Genomic DNA, 826 nt, shown 5'->3' on the forward strand with positions numbered 1-826 from the left:
TACGTTCCAGCCGAACAAGCCCTGCTCCAGCCCGTAACGGATACCATCCCTGACAGCGTTTTGAAAACTCTGGTTCAAGTATCCCAGCGAAACCCGGCTCTCGTATTGTACGCCGGAGCCAAGCGGGAGTGGTGTAACAGACAGTCCGATAGATGCCCAAAACGGGTTGGGCGGCACCTCGATATGGATGGTGTGGCTGGCTGCTTTGAGCGGCCGCTCCATATAAATGACGGTGGGTTCCTTTACCACTGTTTCAATCTTGTATTTTTCCGACAGCAAAGCGGAAACGACCTCCAACTGCACCCGGCCCAAAAAAGAAAGAATGATCTCATGGGTGGTGGAATCCACCTCGTAGTGCAAAAGCGGGTCAGTATCCGCAATTTGCGTAAGAGCGTCCAGCAACCGGTCTCTTTGCTCTGCCGTTTTTGGCGTAATCGTCGTCCGCAGCATAGGGAAGGGAACATCACTCCACATTTCACGAGGAAGTTGGGTTTTGTCCCCCAATATATCGTTTAATCTCAAGCTGTCGCTGGGAAGGATGACAATTTCGCCCTTATGGGCGGTGTCTGTCTGAACAATTTCCCCTTTGGATGGAATACGCATCTCTGTGATTTTCAGGTTTTCTCTCCCGGCCAGGGCCACCGTATCCCGCAGGCGCAGCGTTCCGCTGTATAGCCGCAGATAGACACGCCGCTGGCCGCAATCGGTGTACTCAACCTTGAAAACGCTGCCGCATAGGGCGTCGCTCCCCTGTTCCCCAATCGGTTGGAACAGCCCTGTCACCGCATCCATCAACGGTTGAATGCCAAGGCCCTTTTTGGCGCTG

1 pseudogene is annotated in these 826 nt (G+C 53.9%); it reads right to left on the minus strand.

The window, feature by feature from the left end:
• Positions 1-826: pseudogene (locus tag ACTNB1_RS14810) on the minus strand (tetracycline resistance ribosomal protection protein); the annotation flags it as partial.

The organism is Flavonifractor sp. HCP28S3_F3 (assembly GCF_052065355.1).
Lineage (GTDB): Bacteria > Bacillota > Clostridia > Oscillospirales > Oscillospiraceae > Flavonifractor.